This window comes from Pseudomonas sp. FW300-N1A1, from assembly GCF_058789115.1.
Map to the genome: position 1 here is coordinate 1 of NZ_JBYTBK010000077.1, position 4534 is coordinate 4534.

General features: G+C 61.8%; 4 protein-coding genes. 2 read left to right on the forward strand and 2 right to left on the reverse strand.

Annotation, left to right across the window (positions count from 1 at the left end; translation table 11 throughout):
- Positions 1 to 280: 280 nt before the first annotated feature.
- The gene (locus AC3WQN_RS25310; protein WP_103402395.1) at positions 281 to 502 is read right to left on the reverse strand and encodes a CcoQ/FixQ family Cbb3-type cytochrome c oxidase assembly chaperone; all 222 of its coding nucleotides are present in this window, start codon (positions 500 to 502) and stop codon (positions 281 to 283) included.
- 65 nt (positions 503 to 567) lie between these two features.
- Positions 568 to 1995 (reverse strand): cytochrome-c oxidase, cbb3-type subunit I, encoded by a 1428-nt coding sequence (gene ccoN / locus AC3WQN_RS25315; protein WP_103402396.1) that lies wholly within the window; start codon positions 1993 to 1995, stop codon positions 568 to 570.
- 263 nt (positions 1996 to 2258) lie between these two features.
- On the opposite strand from ccoN, the gene AC3WQN_RS25320 reads away from it, so the two are divergent.
- Together AC3WQN_RS25320 and AC3WQN_RS25325 are read left to right on the forward strand one after the other, a co-directional pair.
- On the forward strand, positions 2259 to 3932 hold the full coding sequence (locus tag AC3WQN_RS25320; protein WP_103402397.1) for a nitrite/sulfite reductase: 1674 nt from the start codon (positions 2259 to 2261) through the stop codon (positions 3930 to 3932).
- A complete protein-coding gene (locus AC3WQN_RS25325; RefSeq protein WP_095144082.1) occupies positions 3929 to 4411 on the forward strand; it encodes a DUF934 domain-containing protein in 483 nt (160 codons plus the stop codon). The genes AC3WQN_RS25320 and AC3WQN_RS25325 overlap by 4 nt, the downstream gene beginning before the upstream one ends.
- Positions 4412 to 4534: the final 123 nt, after the last annotated feature.

Below are 4534 nucleotides of genomic sequence, written 5' to 3' on the forward strand. Positions count from 1 at the left end.
GCTGCGACGCAGCCCAGCGCGAGCAAGCTCGCTCGCCACGGGACCTGCGTACGACGCCACTGTCCTTGACTGAACGCTGCCGTCGTGGCGAGGGAGCTTGCTCCCGCTGGGTGCGAAGCGCCCCAACCAGACGACTGCAGGCTTTCAGGTAAAACGCGGTGACCGATTTTGCGGCTGTTGCACAGCCCAGCGCGAGCAAGCCACGGGGCCTGTGTTCGGTATCCCGCGCCTGACGAGGGCTGCCCTGTGATCAGGACGGTATCTCCCACATTAGACAGGATCAAACCTCCACATTGCCCCAACCCGGTTTCGCCACCTCGGGCGCGACCGCGTTGATGGTCTTGCCGGTCGCCTGCTCCACGCGCCGCGCTACGTCGGGGTCGTCGGCAAAGGGGATCAGGCTGGCATCGTCCAGGCTCTTGGGCGACTGGTGCCGCAAGCAGTACTCCACCGACAGGTACAGGCACGCCACCGCCGCCAGATTCAGCATCACTTCCATCATGATCAATCTTCCCTCAGATGAGCGACGCAAGCCGGTGCGGCTTGCGTCGCGGGGCAATCAGGCAATCAGGCAAACTGCGCTTCGCGCTCGGCCATCGTGGCGTCGGCAACCCGCACGGTGCGCCAGGTGTTGTAGGCCATCAGCAGCATGCCGCCGAGGAAGAACACACCACCGGCAAACCGCACGATGAACCCCGGATGGCTGGCCTGCAGCGCTTCGACGAAGGAGTAGGTGAGGGTGCCGTCGTCGTTGATGGCGCGCCACATCAGGCCCTGGGTGATGCCGTTGACCCACATCGAGGCGATATAGAGCACGGTACCGATGGTCGCCAGCCAGAAGTGCAGGTTGATCAGGGGCACGCTGTGCATCTGTTCGCGGCCGAAGATCTTCGGGATCATGTGGTAGGTCGCGCCGAACGTGATCATCGCCACCCAACCCAGGGCGCCGGCATGGACGTGGCCGATGGTCCAGTCGGTATAGTGGGACAGTGCGTTAACGGTCTTGATCGCCATCATCGGGCCTTCGAAGGTCGACATGCCGTAGAACGCCAGGGACAGCACCAGGAAGCGCAGGATCGGATCGGTGCGCAACTTATGCCAGGCACCCGACAGGGTCATCATGCCGTTGATCATCCCGCCCCAGCTAGGTGCCAGCAGGATCAGCGACATGGCCATGCCCAGCGACTGGGCCCAGTCCGGCAGTGCGGTGTAGTGCAGGTGGTGGGGGCCGGCCCAGATATACAGGGTGATCAGCGCCCAGAAGTGCACGATCGACAGGCGATACGAGTACACCGGGCGGCCGACCTGCTTGGGCACGAAGTAGTACATCATCCCCAGGAAGCCGGTGGTCAGGAAGAAACCCACCGCGTTGTGGCCGTACCACCACTGGACCATGGCGTCGGTGGCCCCGGAATACACCGGGTAGGACTTGAACCAGTCCACCGGGATCGACAGATGGTTGACCACGTGCAGCATGGCGATGACCACGATGAACGCGCCAAAGAACCAGTTGCCGACATAGATGTGTTTGGTCTTGCGCTGCACCACGGTGGTGAAGAACACAATGGCGTAGGCCACCCAGACCACGGTCATCCACACCGCGCCGGTGAATTCGATCTCGGCGTATTCCTTGGTGGTGGTGTAGCCCAGCGGCAGGGTGATCAACATGCTGACGATTACCGATTGCCAGCCCCAGAAGGTGAACGCCGCCAGCTTGTCCGAATACAGCCGTACCTGGCAGGTCCGCTGTACCGCGTAGTAGCTGGCGGCAAACTGTGCGCTGCCGGCAAAGCCGAAAATCACCAGGCTGGTGTGCAGCGGCCGCAAGCGGCCGAAGGTGGTCCAGGGCAGATCGAGGTTCGCCTCCGGCCACACCAGTTGCGAGGCGATCCACACGCCCATCGCCATCCCGATAACACCCCATACCACTGTTGCCACGACGAATTGGCGGACGACCTTGTAGTTATAGGCCTGTCCGATTGTTGCTGTGCTCATGGTCATTGCTTCCACGGTTGCAAAGTCATGCCAGGCCACCCGGTCTGGCAGGGTGTGAACTGTAGAAACACCCGGGGAAACAAAACAGGCTCAGAAAAAGCACATTAATACGGATCAGAAATTACCCATGTCTACGGCAATTGGATGGGGTCTGATCTGGTTTTTTAGTGGTTAGCTGAATCTGTAACGTCCTGAGCTGCTGATCCATAGTCATTCACCTTGAAACGAGCCGTAGAGCCCGATCACCCTGATGAGGTAGCGACATGTATCAGTACGATGACTATGACCGGGCCCTGGTCTTTGAACGGGTTGCGCAGTTTCGCGATCAGGTCGAACGGTTCATGGCCGGCGCCTTGAGCGAGGAAGAGTTTTTGCCCTTGCGCCTGCAGAACGGCCTGTACCTGCAAAAGCACGCGTACATGCTGCGGGTGGCCATTCCCTACGGCACCCTGAATGCCTGGCAGATGCGCACGCTGGCCAGCATCGCCCGGGATTACGATCGCGGCTACGGCCACTTCACCACCCGGCAGAACCTGCAGTTCAACTGGATCGAACTGGCACAGGTGCCGGACATTCTCCAGCGCCTGGCCGAAGTCGAAATGCACGCGATCCAGACCTCTGGCAATTGTGTACGCAACATCACCACCGAGGCGTTTGCCGGGGTGGCGGCGGATGAGTTGATCGACCCGCGTCCCCTGGCGGAGATCCTGCGCCAGTGGTCGACCATCAACCCCGAATTCCTGTACCTGCCGCGCAAGTTCAAGATCGCCATCTGCTCGGCCGAGCAGGACCGCGCGGCGATCATGATGCATGACATCGGCCTGTACCTTTACCCGGATGCCTCCGGGCAGATGCTGCTACGGGTCATCGTCGGCGGTGGCCTGGGGCGCACGCCGATCCTCGGCCTGCAGATCCGTGAAGGCCTGCCCTGGCAGCACCTGCTGTCCTACGTCGAGGCGGTGTTGCGGGTGTACAACCGTCATGGTCGGCGCGACAACAAGTACAAGGCACGGATCAAGATCCTGGTGAAGGCCCTGGGGATCGACGCCTTTGCCAGGGAAGTGGAGCAGGAGTGGCAACACCTCAAGGACGGCCCGGCACAGTTGACCGAACTCGAGTACCAGCGGGTCGCCAGCGCCTTCGTGCCGCCGAGCTACGATCGATTGGCGGACACTGATCTGGATTTCGGCACGCGGCTGGCCGAAAACCCGGCGTTCGCGCGCTGGGTGGCGCGCAACGTACAGCCGCATAAAGTGCCGGGTTACGCCAGTGTGGTGCTGTCGACCAAGCCCGGCCTGTCCGCGCCTCCGGGTGACGTCACTGACCGGCAGATGGACGCGGTGGCCGACTGGTCCGAGCAGTTCGGCTTCGGTGAGATCCGCATTGCCCACGAGCAGAACATCGTGCTGCCGGACGTGCCCAAGGCGCACTTGTACGCTTTGTGGTGCCTGGCCTGCGAGGTCGGGTTGGGGTGCGCGAACATCGGCTTGCTGACCGACATCATTGCCTGCCCTGGCGGTGATTTCTGTGCGTTGGCCAACGCCAAGTCGATTCCGATTGCCCAAGGCATCCAGGCATGTTTCGACGACCTCGACTACCTGCATGACCTGGGGGATATCAGTCTCAATATCTCCGGTTGCATGAACGCCTGCGGTCACCACCACATCGGCAACATCGGCATTCTCGGGGTCGATAAGAACGGCAGCGAGTGGTACCAGATCACTCTGGGGGGTGCCCAGGGCAAAAACAGTGCGTTGGGCAAAGTGATCGGTCCGTCGTTCAGCGCGGCTGAAGTGCCCGGGGTGATCGAGCTGATCATCGCGACCTTTGTTCGCTACCGGGAAAGTGAAGAGCGGTTTGTCGACACCGTGCAGCGTATCGGACTGGAGCCATTCAAGGAGTGCATCTACCCCAAGACCCTGGAGGGCGCGGCATGAACAATCTGCTACGCCTGTTGGATGGCGTTGCCCACAAGGTCGACGATGATCCATGGACCTTGATCAAGGACATTGATGCGCAACGGCCGGTCGGGCCATTGATCTGGCCCCTGGCGCTATGGCATGAGCACCGTCGCGCCTCGGATGCCGTGTGGCTGGGGCCGGATGACGAGGTGGAAAGCCTCGAACCCTGGTTGCCCCGGTTGCCCATGATCGCGTTGGAGTTTCCCAGCTTTCGCGATGGCCGGGCCTACAGTCAGGCGTACCTGTTGCGCACGCGTTTGGGTTGGACAGGGGAGCTGCGGGCGGTGGGCGACGTGCTGCGTGACCAGCTCAGCCATATGCGTCAGTGCGGGTTCGATGCGTTCGCCGTGCGCGAAGACAAGTGCGTCGATGATGCACTCAAAGGCCTGGCGGGCATGAGCGTGCAGTATGGTCGCTCGGTGATCGAGCCGCGGCCGTTGTTTCGCCGACGCTGAAGCACCTGCGGGAGGTAGCATCTTGATCACATGGCCTGCGTACGACGCGACTGTCCTTGATTGAACGCGGCCTCTGTGGCGAGGGAGCTTGCTCCCGCTGGGTGCGAAGCGCCCCCAACCAGA